The following is a 15726-nucleotide window of genomic DNA, read 5'->3' on the forward strand; positions in this document are numbered from 1 at the left end:
TTTCTCTCCAGAAAAATAGACTTGGATGGTGTACCGGGACCGGCTCTTGCTCGCCCCGTCGTTATACACCAGCTTATTCAAAAACTTTCTTGCCGTTACGCACGAACGGCATTTTCACCACACGCACGTCGGTCAGCGTGCCGCGCAGGTCCACCTGGGCGGTAGCGCCGGTGGCAGCCGGCACACGGGCGATGGCGATGGAATGCTTGAGGGTCGGCGAGAAGGTGCCGCTGGTGATGATGCCTTCACCGATACCGTCCACCACGACTTTCTGGCCTTCGCGCAGCACGCCGCGGCCTTCCAGTACCAGGCCCACCTGCTTCATGGCCACGCCGGCGGCTTTTTGCGCTTCCAGCGCGCTGCGGCCGATGAAGTCGCGGCCTTCGGTCCAGGCGATGGTCCAGCCCATGCCGGCTTCCAGCGGGGAGACGGTCTCGTCCATATCGTGGCCGTACAGGTTCATGCCGGCTTCCAGGCGCAGCGTGTCGCGAGCGCCCAGGCCGATGGGGGCCACGCCGGCGTCTTTCAGCTGGTTGAAGAAGGTGATGGCTTCAGCAGCCGGGATCATGATTTCCAGGCCGTCTTCACCGGTGTAACCGGTGCGGGCAAAAAACCATTCGCCGGACGGCAGGCCCTGGAATACCTTGAGGGCGCGGATGCTATCGGCCAGCGCCGGCTTCACGCTGCACACTTTGTCGATGGCGGTGGGGCCTTGCACGGCCAGCATGGCCAGGTCGCGGCGCACTTGCAGCTTCACGTCAAAACCGGCGGCTTGCTTGTCCATCCAGGCAAGGTCTTTTTCGGTGGTGCCGGCGTTAACGACCATCCGGAAACCAAAAGCGGTGAGGTATACGATCAGATCGTCTACCACACCGCCTTGTTCGTTCAGCATGCCGGAATACAGCGCCTTGCCCTCGAAACCCAGCTTGGCCACGTCATTGGCAATCAGCTTTTGCAGCCAGGCCTTGGCGTCGCTACCGGTGATGTCCACCACGGTCATGTGCGACACGTCGAACATGCCGGCGTCGCTGCGCACGATCTCGTGCTCTTTCAGCTGCGAACCGTAATGGATGGGCATGTCCCAACCGGCAAAATCGACCATTTTCGCGCCGGACGCGAGATGGGCTTCGTATAGGGGGGTACGTTGCGGGGCTGTCATGGCAGGTCCTTGTACGAGCGTGAGTTTCCTCTGTTTCTCACACCCCTCTGTCCCTGCACCTGAGATTTTCCGGCGTTGCGCCGTTAGCCCCTTCGGTGGGCGCATCCTGTGCGCCGCTCTCCAGATTCTGCGGGGAAAACCCCGATTCTTGCAGTCCTTTTGCCTGAGCGATTGCGGGTGCACTTGCGCCTTCGGCGGCGGTTCTGCCCGGCGGGCAAACCGCTCTCTCCTGCGGAATGCGCGCATTATCGTTGCCGGTAGCCGCGTTGGCAAGCGGGATTTGGTAGCACTGTGGCACCCGCTACCGTTTGCCACACAGCCTGCATGGCAGGCGCCTGCCAAGGGTACGCGAAGGCCAAATGGCAAGCCAAAAGCCCGGCACGCATAGCATGCCGGGCTGATGTCAGGTTGGCCGCAGGCTACCCTGCTGCTCGACGTTTAGCCTTTGACCAGCCGCTCGCGCAGTTGCCACAGGTAGATCGGCAGGCCGGCCAGCAGCAGCAGCACGCCCCACATCACCACCTCGGCGCCGGAACCGTAAATAGTCCACATGGCAAAGATGAAGCCGCCAAACGAGAACGCCAGCGGCGCGTACCAGTCGCGACGGCTGAACTGGCGATGGCGCTTCAGCATCACCGCCAGCAGCGCCATGGCACAGAAGGCGTACGGCAGCAGCGTGGTGGCGGTGGCCAGTAAAATCACGAACTCGAAAATCTGCACGCCGCTATCGCCGCCCGCGTATTTGCTGGCCAGCAGGATGGTCACCAGCACGGTAGACAACATCAGGCCGACGATGGGGACGCCGGCACGATTCTCACGAGTGAAAAAATGCGGGAACAAATGATCGCGCGCTGCGGCTGCCGGGATATGGCCCTGCATCAGGCACCAGCCATTCAGCGCACCGAAACACGATACCACCGCCCCCAGGCCTACCGCGTAGTAGGCCCAGTCGCCCCACAGCTGGCGGGCAGCATCGGCAAACGGCGCGCTGGACGCGGCCAACTGGCTGGCCGGCATCAGCCCCTGCAACGCGATGGTACTGAGGATGTACAGGCCGGCGGCAATCAGGGTACCCAGCACGGTGGCGCGCGGAATGGTGCGCTGCGGCTGGTCCACATCGCCAGCGGGTACCGACGCCGACTCCAGCCCCAGAAACGCCCACAACGTCAGCGCCATGGTGGCGGGAATGGCCTCGCCAAGCGGCTTGTGCTGCGGGTTGAACTGTACGAAGTCGGGGTTCAGGTACAGCAGGCCGGCGATGGTGACGCCGCCCAGCGGCAGCAGCTTGATCAGCGTAGTCACGATCGCCACACGGCCGGAGCTTTGCGGGCCGCGGCTGTTGATCCAGGTCACCAGCCAGATCAGGCCGATGGCGGTGGCGCCGGCAGCCAGATTGCTCTGGTTCAGTACCGGAAAGAACACCCCCAGGTAGCTGACACCGGCCACGGTCAGCGCGGCGTTGCCGGCCCACAGCGCAATCCAGTAGCCCCAGGCAATCAGGAAGCCGGCGAAATCGCCGAAACCTTCATGGATGTAAGCGTACGGCCCCCCGGCCTTGTGCGGCAGCAGGGTGGCCAGTTTGGCAAATACCAGCGCCAGGCAGATGGCGCCCAGCGAGGTGATGGTCCAGCCGATCAGCGACGAGGCGCCGTACTGCGCCAGCGAGGCCGGCAGCAAGAACACGCCGGAGCCGATCATATTGCCCACCACCAGGGCGGTACACATCCAGAAACCGAGCTTGCCCGGTGCGGCCTTAGTCATGGCGCGCTCCTTTCAGCTCAGGGAAAACCGGCAAAGCGACAAGGCACGCCCACTGCGTGCGGTAAAACGGGTATGGCATGGAAAATCCTGATTGTTCTCGGGTTTTTGCTGATGTCCTGACACCCGCCCCTGTCCCGGAGCGTGGTGTAACGCGCTGCATGGCCTGCAGCTACGCCATAAAACAAACAGGGCCCCGACGCCGAGGCCCTGCTGCTTTGCACAAAATTATAGCGTTGTTTGGCTATGCCAGGACGATAGGCCCGGCCGGCACCCTGCCCAGCTGCCAGTTTTGTCGCGCCCACTGCCAGATCTCGTCGCGCGTCTGTACGTCTGCCGGCACCGGGTGACCCAGCCAGGCCAGTGCCTGACGCAACTGCAGCACCACGTTGGCCGCATCGATGGCGGGCGCCAGCGTCTGCTTGGACAGTTTCTCGCCGGCGGCATTGGTCAGCACCGGCAGATGGCAATGCGTTACCGGCTCGCCGCCCAGGCATTGCCGCAGCCATAGCTGACGCGGCGTGGACACCAGCAGGTCGGCACCGCGCACGATATCGGTCATGCCCTGCGCGATGTCGTCCACCACCACCGCCAGCTGGTAGGCCCAGAAACCATCGGCCCGCAGCAACACCACGTCGCCGATATCGCGCTGCAGCTGCTGTGCGTAGCGGCCTTGCAGACGGTCGTCGAACGCCAGCTCGGCGTCGGGCACGCGCAGCCGCCACGCCCTCGCCTCGCGCCCGGCGGCCACCCCGTGACGGCACGTACCGGGGTAGACCATGCCGTCGGGGCCGCGCAGGCCGGCGGCGGCAATTTCCTTGCGGGTGCAGGCGCAGCCGTAGGCGTGCCCTTGCGCCATCAGCTGCGCCAGCGCGGCACGGTACAGCTCGTGGCGGTCGTGCTGCCACGCCAGCTCGCCTTGCCACTCGAAGCCGAAGGCGTCCAGCGTGCGCAGGATGGCATCGGCGGCACCCGCCATTTCGCGAGGCGGATCGAGGTCTTCGATGCGCAGCCACCACTCGCCGCCGTGCACCCAGGCTTCCAGATAGCTGCCGACGGCGGTACTGAGCGAGCCGGCGTGCAGCAGGCCGGTTGGGCTGGGCGCGAAACGGCCACGGTAAGGGCGCGGTACCACGGGAACAATCGAGGCTGACATGGCGGAAAAAGACGACAACAATGAAGAAGAAACCAGCACGCACGGAGGGCTGTACGATGACGCACGTTGTAACCGAAGCCTGCATCAAATGCAAATACACCGACTGCGTGTCGGTGTGCCCGGTGGACTGCTTTCACGAGGGGCCCAACTTTCTGGCCATCGACCCCGACGAATGCATCGACTGCACGCTGTGCATTGCCGAGTGCCCGATTGACGCCATCACCACCGATAGCGACCTGCCGGCCGACCAGGCCCACATGCTGGCACTGAACGCCGAACTGGCGGCGCAGTGGCCGGTGATCACCACCCAGAAGGCACCGCTGCCGGACCACGAACACTGGGCCGCGCAAAGCGGCAAACTGCCGCTACTGGAACGCTAGGCACAAAAAAGGTTGGCCGCGGCCAACCTTTTATCCGGCATGCCAAGCTGGCAACCCTAAATGAACAGGTCGATATCGCCGCCGTGCTTCTGCTCGGTATCGCGATCGATACGGCGACGGTAGCTTTCTTCTTCCTGCACCAGCGTCTGCTGCGGGTTGATCTTCTTCACCATCACCTTGCCGCTATCGGTAAAGAAGTAAATCTTGCGGGCAATGTCCAGGCCCAGGTCTTCCGCCACGATGGGGATGTTTTCCTGCGCCAGGAAGGCACGCACGAAACCGGCATTGCGCTGGCCGATGTTTACCGTGGTCATGCCGGCAATGACGTTGCCGCCGCCGAATACCTTGGCTTCCAGTGTGCTACGGTTGGCGCCCAGCTTCAGCATGTCGTTGATCAGCAATTCCATCGCATGGGTACCGAAACGGGCCGGCATCAGGCGGTCGCTGTTACTGCTGCCCTGGTCTGGCAGCATGAAGTGGTTCATGCCGGCGATGCCGGTCTTGCGGTCACGCAGGCAGGCCGAAACACAGGAGCCGAGTACGGTCACCAGCAACAAGCCGTCTTCGGCAGCCTGGTACTCCCCGGGCAACAGCTTGGCGGCTGCGCGGTTGAATTGTTTGTCGAAATAGCGGTGCTGCGCAGTACCGGGGCTGCTCATACACTCTCCCTGGTACTTTTACCAGCCAGATAGGCCAGCAGGCGTTCGGCAATCTGCCCAAGGGGCACTACCTCGTGCACGGCCCCAATCTCGTAAGCAGCACGGGGCATACCGTACACCACACAGCTGGCCTGGTCCTGCCCGATATTGTAAGCACCGGCTTCGCGCATGCGCAGCATGCCGGCGGCGCCATCCTTGCCCATGCCGGTGAGGATCACGCCAACCGCACGCTTGCCCAGCAAGTTGGCCGCAGAGTCGAACAGCACGTCCACGGCCGGGCGGTGACGGTTGACCGGCTCGTTCTGGTCCAGCACGGTTTCGAGACTGCCGTTGGCGGCACGGCGCAGACTGAGATGAGAGTGACCCGGCGCGATGTAAACGTTGCCAGCCAGCACCGGCTGGCCGTGGCTAGCCTCGCATACCGTCATCGCGCAGCTCTGGTCGAGACGGCGGGCAAACGACAGCGTGAAGTTTTCCGGCATATGCTGCACGACCAGCACAGGCGGCGTGTCGGCCGGTAGCGCCGACAAAAACTCGCGCAAGGCCTCGGTGCCGCCAGTAGAGGCGCCCACGACGATGACGGCATCGCGGCGGAGCCAGACCAACTTGGCAGGAGGCGGCGCTGCGGGCGGCGGCGTATCCCTTGGGATGAAACGTGCCGGCAAGCGCACCCGCGCCTCTGCCGCGCCACGAATCTTGTCGCAGATCATCTCGGCATAGTCCAGCATGCCGCGGCTGATATCCAGCTGTGGCTTGGCAATACAGTCCACCGCGCCGAGCTCCAGTGCGCGCAGCGCAGTGTCGGAGCCCGCTGCGGTAAGCGACGAGATCATCAGCACCGGCGTTGGCCGCAAGCTCATCAAGCGACGCAGGAACTCCAGCCCGTCCATACGCGGCATTTCCACGTCCAGCGTAATAACGTCCGGGTTGCTCTCACGAATACGCTCACGCGCAGCCACCGGATCGGGTGCGTAGGCCACCACTTCCATGTCCGGCTGTTCGTTGATGATCTTGCCCAGAAGCTCGCGTATCAGCGTGGAGTCATCGACCACCGCTACCCGTATCTTGCGGCCCTGAATCATGATGTTCTTCCGTTGACCAGGCGGTAGGCAGTCTTGCCGCATGGCGTGAAGGTTTCGGTAATGTGCTGGATGTTTTCGGAATGCCCCAGCAGCAATAGACCGTGCGGCTTAAGGTACTGAGCGAAATGCTCGAGAATACCGGCCTGGGTTGGTTTATCGAAATAAATCAGCACATTGCGGCAGAAAATCACATCGAACTGGCCGATAGCCGGCCAGCTGCGATCGACCAAGTTGATCTGGCGAAATTCCATATGCCGCATCAGACCGGACTTGATCTTGACCATGCCTTCATTGACGCCTTTACCACGCAAGAAAAACTGCTTGAGCTGGCTGTCGCTCAGTTTGGCAATTCGCTCTAGCGCATACACGCCAGTAGCAGCCTTCTGCAGTACATGTGTATCAATGTCGGAAGCAACAATCTGATAGTTGCCTGCGCGCAGCAAAGGGTCCAGCGTCATCGCGATGGAATATGGCTCTTCGCCAGTAGAAGACGCCGAACTCCAAACTCGGTAAGGCTCGCCACTGCTAGCGTGTTGCTGCGCGTGCTGCCCAAGCATGTCGAAATGGTGCGCTTCGCGAAAGAATGAGGTCAGATTGGTAGTGAGCGCATTGATGAAGTGTTCCCACTCACTCGCACCTTCTTCCGACCGTAGCAAAGCGAGGTAATCGGAAAAACGGCGCACACCCAGCCGGCGGACGTGCTTGGCCAGCCGGGCGTACGCCATGTGGTTCTTGACAGCAGTCAGTGCAATGCCGGTTCTGTCGTACAACAGCTCGCGCACGATGTGGAAATCTTCATCCGTGAAGTGAAGATCTCGCGCAAAGACGCTGTCCTGATCGGATGCAGTGCTCAGAATTCCTCCCACTCGCCTTCATCCGTTGCCACCGGACGCACCGGGTGCGGGTTGCTAAGCGGCAGCGCCTTGCGTTGCACCGGTTCGGAAACAGCAATAGCTCGGGCAACGGTAACGGGCTTGCGTTCGCTGCGCACCGGCTTGGCGGCGTGCTGGTCTACCTTGAAGATGGCAACAGCATCACGCAAGTTGGCCGCCTGTTCTTCCAGCGACTCGGCTGCCGCAGCCGCCTCTTCCACCAGCGCCGCATTCTTCTGGGTGTTCTCGTCCATCTGGCTAACGGCCAGGTTCACCTGCTCGATACCCGAACTCTGCTCGATCGACGCGGCCGAGATCTCGCTCATGATGTCGGTCACACGACGGATGGAGGACACGATTTCTTCCATGGTACGGCCAGCCTCGTCCACCAGACGGGTGCCGGATTCCACTTTCTCTACCGAGTCGCCGATCAGGCCTTTGATTTCTTTGGCAGCAGCAGCCGACCGCTGTGCCAGATTGCGCACTTCGCTGGCCACCACAGCAAAACCACGCCCCTGCTCACCGGCACGCGCGGCCTCCACCGCCGCGTTCAGCGCCAGGATATTGGTCTGGAATGCAATGCCGTCGATCACGCTAATGATGTCCACGATCTTGGTGGCGCTCTCGTTGATCTCGTTCATGGTGGACACCACGCGGCCTACCACGTCGCCACCACGCGAAGCGATATCGGAAGCCCCCACGGCCAGGCTGTTGGCCTTGCGCGAGTTCTCGGCGTTCTGCTTCACCGTGCTGGTGATTTCTTCCATGCTGGACGCGGTTTCTTCCAGGCTGGCGGCCTGTTGCTCTGTACGGCTGGACAGGTTGACGTTACCGGCAGAAATCTCCTGCGCCGCCGTATTGATGGCGTCGGTGGCTTCCTTGATATTGGTAACGATTTCCTTCAGGCGCGACACGGTGAGGTTGGTGTCGTCGCGCAGTTGACCAAACATGCCATCGTATTCCGCCTCGATGGTACGGGTCAGATCACCAGCAGCCAGGCCGGACAGTACCTGGGCAATATCGCCCAAGCCACGGCTGGTCACGTCCATCAGCTGATTAACCTGGCCTGACAGGGTAGCGAAGAAACCGGTCTTGCCGTCTAGCGGAATGCGCTGGCTGAAGTCGCCGTTGGCCGCGGCCCCCACCACTTCGGATACTTCTTTTTCGACACGCACTTCTTCAGTACGGTCAGTCCACTCCACCACCGAGCCGATACGCTCGCCACTATCGCTAAACACCGGATTGGCCACCAAACGGAAGGTGCGACCGCCAATATTGATCTGGCTGCTGTGGGTAGTCTGCAGGGCGGCCAGCAAATCGCGCTGGTGGGCAGGGTTGCGGTGGAAGCCGTCCATGCTGCCACCCAGCAGCTTGCGGGTATCAAAGTTGGGCAGTACGCGCTTGATATCGGCTTCGGCGGTTTGCAGCATCTCCTGCACACTGCGGTTCATGTAGATGATGGTACGGTTGTTGTCGGCGATCATCACATTGGACGACACGTTGTCCAGCGCTTTGCGGATGCGAGTGTTTTCTTCCAGCAGGCGCTGCTCTTCCAGACGGCGTTCCTTGTCCAGGTTCTGCTGGCGCAGCTGTTCGGTAATGTCTTGCCATTCAACAATGGTGCCGATCGCTTTGCCGCCGGCACTGGTCATCGGGGTGGCAACCAGCGTGAAGGAACGGCCGCCTACATTGATCTGGGCCTGGTGCGAACCGCGCATGGTAGCCAGCATATTGCGCTGATGCTCGGGCCGCTTATGGAAGCCGTCAATATTGCTGCCGATAATATTGCGTGCCGAGAAACCTGGCAGTTCTTTGCGGATATCGGCTTCAGCAGCGGCCAGCATGTTCATGACTGCGCCGTTGGTATACACCACAATGCCATTGGCGTCGGCAATCATGACATTGGTGGCTGCAGTATCCAGCGCATTGCGCACACGGATGTTTTCCAGCGCCTTGTCGGCGGCCTGTTTGATGTAATAGAACAGGCTGCTGTTATCTTTGTCCGTCACATTCAGGCTGCTGGTCACCTCACCTTGCGCCAGCTCTTTCATCAACTGCGCCGCTTCGGACGGCTCACCACCAATAACACGGAACAGCGAGCGACCAATCAAGTAGGCTGCCAGCAAACCGATAATCAGCGAAGCTGCCAGGAACCCCTGTGTTACCAGCAGCGATGACTTGGCTTCCGTCTGCAGGTGCTCGCCGTGTTCACGAGCATTGCCCTCTTCGTAAGCCACCAGCGCTTCCACTGCCTTCTGGTAAGCCATCTGCGCCTCACGCAGCTGGGTAAACAGGTAGGTTTTCGCCTCTGGCAACTGGCCGGCATTGAACAGGGCGACAAACTGCTTGAGCCGTGCGCGGTAGTCGGCATCGGCTTTCAGCAAAGCTGCCTGCATGGCAATCGACTCGTCCTCAGGCGGTCGCTGTTTCAGCACAGCGAATGCTTCGTCAATATTGCCCAACTGCTCGTCCAGCTCGCGGACTTGTTGCAGTGCGATCTGCGGGTCATCTGCCAGCATGGCAGTGCGTACACCACGGGCTGTCGCATTAAGATTATCAAAAACCTTGTTGACGGCTGCCGCACGCGGCATGTGGTTCTCGGTAATCTCCCATCCACTATCAATGATGGCGTTCAGACGCGTGACGGCCAGAATCGAGGAGGCCGCAATCAGGGTCAGGAGCACACCGAACCCGAGTATCAATAGCTGTTTGACTTTCATGCTTGTCCCCTGTGTTAAACGTTGGCCGCAACGGTGGCATCCATCAGCGCCATCTCGTCACTGCTCATCAGCTTTTCGATATCCACCATGATGATCATGCGCTCACCTACCACACCCAAGCCCTGGATATAGTTGGTGTTCATCACTGAACCGAATTCAGGTGCCGGGCGGATATCATCTCCGGCCAGCTCGATCACGTCGGATACACCATCGACAACCATGCCTACGGTGCGATTCAGCACATTGAGGATGATGACAACGGTGAAGTCATTATAAATGACGTTGCCAACATCGAACTTGATTCGCATATCCACGATGGGCACGATATGCCCACGCAGATTAATGACGCCCTTGATGAAATCCGGCGACTTGGCCAGCCGCGTCACCGCGTCATAACCACGAATCTCCTGCACCTTGAGGATGTCGATGCCGTACTCTTCGTTACCCAGTGTAAATACCAGGTATTCGCGCCTGACCTTATCGGTCTCCCCGTTCTTGCTAGCGTCCATGGCTGACACCTTATCTGTTACTGTAAACACGGCTAAGCCATCAGCACTTCGCCGTGGGATTTCTGCAGATTGGCACGCACGATAGCGGCCACATCCAGGATGAGGGCCACCCGGCCGTCACCCATGATTGTTGCCCCGGATAAGCCCTCTACCTTGCGGTAGTTCGCTTCCAGGTTCTTGACGACAAATTGTTGCTGGCCCAACAGTTCGTCCACCATCAGCGCCACTTTCTGGCCGCCAGACTCGACGATAATCAGAATGGCTTTGTCCGGCTGCGCCAATTGCGGCTGGATGGCAAAGAACTCACCCACCCCGATGATGGGCAGATACTCGCCACGCACACTCACTACCAGGCCGCGACCGGCGATAGTCTTGACCTCGGACGGCTTGGGCTGCAACGATTCCAGAATGTAGTTCAGCGGTAATACATAAGTTTCATCGGCAATCTTGATCGACATGCCGTCCATGATCGCCAACGTCAGCGGCAAGCGAATGGTCATGGTGGTACCGATATCGACCATGCTGCTGATATCGATACGACCGCCCATCCCGACAATGTTCTTGCGTACGACATCCATGCCGACACCGCGGCCAGATACGTCGGTAACCTCGGCAGCAGTTGAAAAGCCCGGCTCGAAAATCAATGCCCACACTTCGCTGTCACTCATGGCATCCGACACCGGCAGCCCGCTTTCCCGAGCTTTGGCCAGAATCTTGTCACGACGCAGGCCGGCACCGTCGTCGGTGACTTCGATCACGATGCTGCCCCCCTCGTGGAAAGCACGCAACGTCAGCAGACCAACGGCTTTCTTGCCTTTGGCACGCCGCACTTCTGGCGACTCGATGCCGTGATCAAGACTGTTGCGTACCAAGTGGGTCAGCGGATCGGACAGTTTCTCGATGAAGCCTTTATCGAGCTCGGTGTTTTCGCCCACCATTTTCAGCTCCACCTGCTTGTCCAGCTTGCCGGCAAGATCACGGACAACTCGGGGAAAGCGGTTGAACACAAACGCAATCGGCATCATGCGGATCGACATCACCGCCTCTTGCAACTCGCGCGAGTTGCGCTGCAGTAGCGAAATGCTGTTAAGCAGGTTTTCGTGCTCTACCGAATCGAGCCCGGAACCATACTGCATCAGCATGGACTGGGTAATCACCAGTTCACCCACCAGGTTGAGCAACAGGTCTACCTTGTCGGTGCTAACGCGAATGGAATTCTCGCCACTACTAGCCGTAGCGGCGATTTTGTGCTCACTGCGCGGTACATCCCTGGCCACCACCGGCGAACCCTGTGCCACTGGCGGCGCAACAAGCGGGGCAGCAGGCAGCGGCGCGAACAAACCGAAACCGTCTTCTTCAAACGCCACACCTTCCTGAGCCGGCGGGGCGGTAGCGGGCAATGGCGCAAACAGACCAAAACCGTCTTCTTCAAAGGCCACGTCAGCAGCAGCAGACGGAGTATCTGCAGCAACCGGCAGCGGGGCGAACAGACCAAAACCGTCGTCCTCAAAAGCGACATCCTGGCTAGCGGCTGACGGCGGCAGCGCAAAGAACCCAACACCATCGTCCTCCACCGTGAAGTCTTCCACCACACGGAACGACTGCGGCGCTAGCAGGAAAGCCAGCATCTCCTCCACCTCGACACAAGGCGTGGCGGTATCGAGCAAGGCAAGGCCGGGTTGAGGCGGGGCCACGCTTTCGTCCAATGGCTGAATATGCTGCAACGACCCAAGCGCTGATAACCGTTCCCACACATCGGCCTCGTGCATGGGTAACGGCGGGTGTAATTCAATATGCAGACGACTGCGTGCGGTGGAAGCAGAGGACGTGACAGGAGGGTGGGCTGGGCTGTGGATAACCGGTTGCGACAGACTGACCAGGGTTTGCTTGAGTGACTCGATACGGCTAGCCTCGACCGGGGCATCACCACGATGAAAGGCCAGCATTTCCTTGAGCAAGTCGCCAGACAGCAGGGAGGCATCAACAATGTCACGACTTAGCGGTAATTCGGCCTTGCGCACCTTGTCCAGCAAATTTTCCAGTACGTGTGTCAGGTCTGCCAGGTCAGTGAAGCCGAAGGTCGCTGCACCGCCCTTGATAGAGTGGGCGGCACGGAAGATGGCGTTAAGGTCTTCGGACTCCGGCTGGATGACATCTATCGCCAGCAGCAGCGACTCCATATTGACTAAGTGTTCGGCAGTTTCATCAAAAAACACCTGATGGAACTGCGACATGTCAAATGTCATGAGCGCCCCCTGGTTCTGGATAGTTATGCTGAGGGTTTAACCGACAAGACGACGTACAACGTCGACCAGTTTTTGCGGGTCGAACGGTTTGACCAGCCAGCCGGTAGCGCCGGCAGCACGGCCTTGGGCTTTCATCTGGTCACTGGACTCGGTAGTGAGCATCAGGATAGGTACCGATGCATAGTTGGGCAGACGGCGCAGCGAGCGGATCAGCGTCAAACCATCCATGCCGGGCATGTTCTGGTCTGTGAGCACCAGATCTACTTGTACTGCTTGGGCTTTGGACAGACCGGCATTGCCGTCGGAAGCTTCTACCACCTCGTAACCGGCGCTTTTCAGCGTGAAGGCAACCATCTGGCGAATAGAGGCGGAGTCGTCCACCGTTAGAATTCTTTTAGCCATAGACTCAGCAATCCATGAAAGTAGGTAGGTTCACAATTTAAACGAAAACACGCTTCCAGCCATCTGGTTTTTACATCATATAGCTAATGCATAGCCGCTTATCTACCCAAGCATGCCAAACAATGGCAATAAATGTGGCAAACAGAAGCCAGGGGGTCTAGCGGATGGTAAACAGCTTGGTAAAGCAGGCGATTTCCAGCACCTGGCGCACGGTATCCTTGCAATTGACCAGCGCCAGCTCCTTGCCGGCGGCACCAGCACGCTCTTTGAGCAGCAGCAGCATGCCAAGGGCAGAACTGTCCAGATAGGGTACCTGATCGAAATCGACATCAATGTGAGTGATTTCGGCATTTTCCAGCAGCTCTTGACTGGCAGCCCGGAAATCCTTGTGCACGTTGAAATCGAACTGACCAATAAGCAAGACCACGCCGGTCTTGCCTTCAATTTTGACGATCGGCTTCATAGAATCCTCACCAGGTATGGCTTACACGGTTGCCTGCACGGGTAGCAGTAGCTCGAACACGGTGCCACGACTATCGCGCAGATAATGTATCTGTCCCTTCATATCCTCGACTACGCGTTTGACAATGGCAAGCCCGAGACCGGTGCCATTTGCCCTTGTAGTAAAGAAGGGATCGAAGATTTGTGATTCTACCTGCTCGGGCACGCCTTTGCCTTGGTCTATTACCCGTATGACGTAAAATTCTGCTTCGAACCTTGCTTGCAGGGTCAGCCGCGAGCCTACAGGCGCATGCTCACACGCATTCTCTAGCAGGTTGACCAGCGCACCCAGCAAATCGGAGCGTCGACCGGCGACGATGGCATCACCGTCGATTTGCGGCTGCCATTGCAATTGCTTTGCCTGTAGCTGCGGGCCTATCACAGCCTCCAGCTCGGCCAGCACTGGCATCAATGCAAACGGTTCATTACCGCCATCCGTTGGGCCAATGCGTACAAAGCGCAACATGTCCTGCACCAGACTTTCCAGTGCTTGCAAACGGTTGACGACCTTACCCGCGAAGCGGGAGCGGCCATCGGCAGGCAAATCATCACGCTGCAAGTTGGCCGCATACAGCAAGGCCGTGGCCAAGGGGGTGCGAATCTGGTGCGCCAATGACGCTGCCATCCGCCCCATCACCGCCAACCGTTCCTGCTGCGCCAACTGCTGATGCAGGTGATGCAGCTTGCTCACGTCCACCATCAGCAAAAAGGCACCAGTACCCGGCAACGGACATGCCAGAACAGTAAAATGTTGCCCGCCTTGCTTGCTGACGTAGACCCCCTCTTGCTCACCACTGTGAAAATGCTCCTCCAGCTGCCAAAGAGCACCAGGCAGCAAACCTGGCAGATAGCTCTGCACTGCGGCATTCAGCGCTACTACCCTGCCCTCCTCGTCCAGTTCCAACACGCCAGCAGGCATCACTTGCAACAGGGTGGACAGCTTGGCAGCCAACTGCTCGTTGGCAACCGACTTGGCCACCAGCTCGTCGTTGGCAACTTGCAACTTGACATTGAGTTCAGCCACCTGCGCTTCCAGCAACTGATAGGCCTGAATCAGGTTGTCCGTCACACTGTTGAAGTGTTCCAGCGCGCTGCGCAGCTGACGCTCATCCGCGTTCATTGTTAAAACCTCGTTCAGTTGCGATACATCATTTGTAAAACATGATTGAACAGTATGATAATGGACGTAAGACAGCCGCGTCATACTGACAAAGTGCAACGGCAAGCAAACTCGCCTAGCCTTTTTGCGTGGAAATAGTATGAATAGTATTGTCAGTGATCACGTTGAACGACAGCCAACCTCCGGAGGTTTCCGTGTCTGAACTACTCAAAAAAATCGATGCCCGCACCAAGCTGGCCGGCACTAACAAACTGGAGATCCTGCTTTTCTCCCTGGGCATTGACCAGAGAACCGGCAGGAAAGAGACGTTTGGCATCAATGTCTTCAAGGTGCGCGAAGTGATGCGCACCCCGGAAATCACGTCGGCGCCGGAAATGCCTGCCTCGGTAGAGGGCATGGTGAGCCTGCGCGGCAGTCTGGTTCCGGTGATCGATCTGGCCAAATACGCCGGCATCATCTCCGACAAGCGCCCGGAAATCATGATCGTGACCGAGTACAACGGCCACACCCAAGGCTTCCTGGTTGAGGCCGTTGACACCATCCTGCGCCTGGACTGGGCTGCCATGCGCGTGCCGCCCGACATGATCACCAACCGCATGGGCGGCTTGGTCACAGCGGTGACCGAACTGGATGGCGGGACCCTGGTGATGATGATGGACGTAGAGAAAGTGCTTGCAGAAACCGCCATGTATGGTGACGAACACCAGTTCGTGAACATCGAACCGCTCAAAGAAGAACGCATGGTGTACTTCGCCGATGACTCGGCAGTAGCGCGCAAGCAGATCGAACGTACCTTCCAGGCCATGCAGGTGAAATACGCTTATGCCATCAACGGCATGCGAGCTTGGGACGATCTGCAACGCATGGCCAACCAGGCTGAACTGGCTGGCCGCAAGCTGAAAGACATCGTGCATCTGGTACTCACCGATGTGGAAATGCCGGAAATGGACGGCTATATGCTGACCAAGATGATCAAGTCCGACCCGCGTTTTGCCGGCATTCCGGTACTGATGCACTCGTCGCTGTCTGGCCAATCCAACCAGAAGCTGGGCGAATCCGTCGGTGTGGACGCTTACGTGTCCAAATTTGAACCACAAAAGCTCTCGATGAAAATTCGCGAGATGCTGAAAATCTGAGCTACTCGATAATCTCTGGAATAAAA

General features: G+C 59.1%; 14 protein-coding genes and 2 riboswitches. Of the genes, 2 read left to right on the top strand and 12 right to left on the bottom strand.

What is annotated here, in order from left to right; translation table 11 throughout:
* Positions 1 to 73: 73 nt before the first annotated feature.
* From gcvT to gluQRS, 3 genes are all read right to left on the bottom strand, one after another.
* Positions 74 to 1159 (bottom strand): glycine cleavage system aminomethyltransferase GcvT, encoded by a 1086-nt coding sequence (gene gcvT / locus ACK4FZ_RS09190; RefSeq protein ID WP_409820094.1) that lies wholly within the window; start codon positions 1157 to 1159, stop codon positions 74 to 76.
* Positions 1160 to 1196: 37 nt separating this feature from the next.
* A riboswitch (glycine riboswitch) is annotated at positions 1197 to 1293 on the bottom strand.
* A 7-nt stretch (positions 1294 to 1300) separates the two neighbouring features.
* Positions 1301 to 1401: riboswitch (glycine riboswitch) on the bottom strand.
* A 196-nt stretch (positions 1402 to 1597) separates the two neighbouring features.
* Positions 1598 to 2920, bottom strand: coding sequence for an amino acid permease (locus tag ACK4FZ_RS09195; RefSeq protein WP_409820096.1), 1323 nt, complete (start codon positions 2918 to 2920; stop codon positions 1598 to 1600).
* Positions 2921 to 3161: 241 nt separating this feature from the next.
* Positions 3162 to 4052 carry a tRNA glutamyl-Q(34) synthetase GluQRS gene (gluQRS, locus tag ACK4FZ_RS09200; protein ID WP_409820099.1) on the bottom strand — a complete coding sequence of 297 codons (891 nt, stop codon included), beginning with the start codon at positions 4050 to 4052 and terminating at the stop codon, positions 3162 to 3164.
* Between the two features lie 77 nt (positions 4053 to 4129).
* Here gluQRS and fdxA point away from each other — a divergent pair, with 77 nt between their 5' ends.
* Positions 4130 to 4453: a ferredoxin FdxA gene (gene fdxA / locus ACK4FZ_RS09205; protein ID WP_409820101.1), complete on the top strand. Its 324-nt coding sequence runs from the start codon at positions 4130 to 4132 to the stop codon at positions 4451 to 4453.
* Between the two features lie 56 nt (positions 4454 to 4509).
* Here the strand turns inward: fdxA and cheD are convergent, their stop codons facing one another.
* The 9 genes from cheD to ACK4FZ_RS09250 form a co-directional block, all read right to left on the bottom strand.
* Positions 4510 to 5112 (bottom strand): chemoreceptor glutamine deamidase CheD, encoded by a 603-nt coding sequence (gene cheD / locus ACK4FZ_RS09210; RefSeq protein ID WP_409820104.1) that lies wholly within the window; start codon positions 5110 to 5112, stop codon positions 4510 to 4512.
* A complete protein-coding gene (locus tag ACK4FZ_RS09215; protein WP_409820107.1) occupies positions 5109 to 6194 on the bottom strand; it encodes a chemotaxis response regulator protein-glutamate methylesterase in 1086 nt (361 codons plus the stop codon). Before ACK4FZ_RS09215 ends, cheD begins: the two co-directional genes overlap by 4 nt.
* On the bottom strand, positions 6191 to 7060 hold the full coding sequence (locus ACK4FZ_RS09220; protein WP_409820110.1) for a CheR family methyltransferase: 870 nt from the start codon (positions 7058 to 7060) through the stop codon (positions 6191 to 6193). The genes ACK4FZ_RS09215 and ACK4FZ_RS09220 overlap by 4 nt, the downstream gene beginning before the upstream one ends.
* A complete protein-coding gene (locus ACK4FZ_RS09225; RefSeq protein ID WP_409820112.1) occupies positions 7045 to 9786 on the bottom strand; it encodes a methyl-accepting chemotaxis protein in 2742 nt (913 codons plus the stop codon). Before ACK4FZ_RS09225 ends, ACK4FZ_RS09220 begins: the two co-directional genes overlap by 16 nt.
* 14 nt (positions 9787 to 9800) lie before the next feature.
* Complete coding sequence (locus ACK4FZ_RS09230; protein ID WP_409820114.1) at positions 9801 to 10295, bottom strand: chemotaxis protein CheW; 495 nt, start codon at positions 10293 to 10295, stop codon at positions 9801 to 9803.
* Positions 10296 to 10327: 32 nt separating this feature from the next.
* Complete coding sequence (locus tag ACK4FZ_RS09235) at positions 10328 to 12541, bottom strand: chemotaxis protein CheW (protein ID WP_409820116.1); 2214 nt, start codon at positions 12539 to 12541, stop codon at positions 10328 to 10330.
* A gap of 36 nt (positions 12542 to 12577) precedes the next feature.
* The gene (locus ACK4FZ_RS09240) at positions 12578 to 12943 is read right to left on the bottom strand and encodes a response regulator (protein WP_409820119.1); all 366 of its coding nucleotides are present in this window, start codon (positions 12941 to 12943) and stop codon (positions 12578 to 12580) included.
* A gap of 157 nt (positions 12944 to 13100) precedes the next feature.
* On the bottom strand, positions 13101 to 13406 hold the full coding sequence (locus ACK4FZ_RS09245) for an STAS domain-containing protein (protein WP_409820121.1): 306 nt from the start codon (positions 13404 to 13406) through the stop codon (positions 13101 to 13103).
* A gap of 21 nt (positions 13407 to 13427) precedes the next feature.
* On the bottom strand, positions 13428 to 14564 hold the full coding sequence (locus ACK4FZ_RS09250; protein ID WP_409820124.1) for a sensor histidine kinase: 1137 nt from the start codon (positions 14562 to 14564) through the stop codon (positions 13428 to 13430).
* Positions 14565 to 14758: 194 nt separating this feature from the next.
* Between ACK4FZ_RS09250 and ACK4FZ_RS09255 the strand changes: the two genes are divergently transcribed.
* Positions 14759 to 15700, top strand: a complete 942-nt coding sequence (locus ACK4FZ_RS09255; protein WP_409820127.1) for a chemotaxis protein — start codon at positions 14759 to 14761, stop codon at positions 15698 to 15700.
* The last annotated feature ends 26 nt before the right edge of the window (positions 15701 to 15726 follow it).

Source organism: Vogesella sp., assembly GCF_046297735.1.
In the GTDB taxonomy this organism is placed as follows: Bacteria; Pseudomonadota; Gammaproteobacteria; order Burkholderiales; family Chromobacteriaceae; genus Vogesella; species Vogesella urethralis.